Origin of the sequence: Streptomyces sp. NRRL S-495 (genome assembly GCF_000966955.1) — a bacterium.
Taxonomy (GTDB): Bacteria; Actinomycetota; Actinomycetes; order Streptomycetales; family Streptomycetaceae; genus Kitasatospora; species Kitasatospora purpeofusca.
In genome coordinates, this window is sequence record NZ_JZWY01000002.1 from 1 (window position 1) to 1,605 (window position 1,605).

Annotated in this window: 1 protein-coding gene and 1 pseudogene; one reads left to right on the top strand and one right to left on the bottom strand. The window is 75.1% G+C overall.

From position 1 onward, the window contains the following. Nucleotides 1-559: pseudogene (locus VR45_RS00025) on the bottom strand (hypothetical protein); the annotation flags it as partial. A 298-nt stretch (nt 560-857) separates the two neighbouring features. Between VR45_RS00025 and VR45_RS00030 the strand changes: the two are divergent. After that, a partial coding sequence (locus VR45_RS00030; RefSeq protein ID WP_052708699.1) for a GPP34 family phosphoprotein occupies nt 858-1,605 on the top strand: 748 nt, incomplete at its 3' end.

Consider the following 1,605-nt stretch of genomic DNA (forward strand, 5'->3'; position numbering starts at 1 on the left):
GACGGGGGGCGGCGCCGGTCGGGCGGTCCGGCGTGCCGGCCCCGGCCCCGTCGGCCTCCTCCGCCCGCTCGGCCGAACCGATCGCGGTGGCCCCGGACGGCCTGTGCGGCTCCTTCGGCAGGCGAAGTGCGGTGGGGGCGTCGTCGGACGGCAGGCGCAGCGCCGTGGTCGCGTCGTCCGACGGCATCCGCAGCGCGGTGGTCGCCTGGTCCACGGGCATCCGCAGCGCGGTCGTCCGGGTGTCCGAATCCCGGACGCGCAGCTGCACCGTGGCGGGCTTGGCCGGCCGGCCCGATCCGCCCTCGACGGAGTCCTGGGCGCCCTCCGGGGCATCGCCCGAGTCGCCGGACGGGGTGTCGCCGGACGGGGCACCGACGGCGTCCGCAGGCTCGGCGGCGGTGCCCGGCTCCGGCTCCACCGCCCCGTCCGCCACTCCGTCCGCCGCCCGGTCCACCGTCGGCGCGGCCGCCTCCTCGGCCGCGGCGGACCCGGCCGGTTCGCCGTCCCGTTCCCGCGCCCGATCGCCGTCCCGCAGCACCCTGTCGGGGGACTCGCCCACGTAACCCAGCCTCCTCAACGCCCGGCGGGGCACCGGCCGACCCGATTTCAGGAAGCCGGTACCCCGCCCCGTGTACCTGTACAGTCTCCGCCACCGGCGACCGATCCGGTCGCCCACACCCCGCCCGACCGGCGGTTATTACCGTGGCACGGCCGCACCGCGGCCTGTTCAACGGTCAGACGCCGGGCTCACCACGGGCGGTTCCCCCGGTCGATCGCAAGGTCACGATTCGGAGGCGTACTCGACAAGCCCGTGTGAGAGGCGTCACGCTGTTTCCCATCCACGCGGGGAGGCTTGGATGGGCAAGAGCCGCAGAACTGTTCCCGAGGAGCTCTTGCTGCTCGCTTTGGACCCGGCCACGGGCACCACGGCGCAGCCGCAGACCCTCGACCTCGGACTCGCCGGGGCACAGCTCGTCGAGCTGTCCCTGGCCGGACGGATCGTTCCTGAGGGTGACCGAATCGCCGTGGTGCTCCCACGGCCGACCGGTGACCCGACACTCGACCATGCGCTCGAGCTGCTGCGACGACGCGGCAGCCCGGTCCGCGCCACGCACTGGATCGGCGGGCCCCGGCTGGGGCTGCGGCAGACCTACCTGGCACACCTGGAGCGCTGCGGCATGGTGACCGCCGTGCCCGGTCAGGTGTGCGGGGTGCTGCCCACGATCCGCTACCAGGCGTCGGACGACTGCACCAACGCCGCGATCAAGCAGCGACTGGACACCGCGATCCGCACCGGCGTGCCGCCGGACCCGCGGACGGCCGCGCTCGCCGCCCTGGCGCACTCGGTCGGTCTGGGCAAGCACCTCTACCCGGGCAACGAGGGCCGGTCCTCGCGGTCCCGGTTGCGCGATCTGATCCGCTACGACCCGCTGGGCGGGATGGTCGCGCACGCCGTGATGGACGTGCAGAACGGCTTGCCGAGCCAGCAGAACCGTTCCGCCCAGGCAACTGCGGCGCCGTCGGGCTCGGGAGGCCGGGCCGGTCAACGCTCGGCGGCCGGGCGCGGCAGCGGCGGCGGCCGGGTCGCGGCATCCCGTGTAGGCG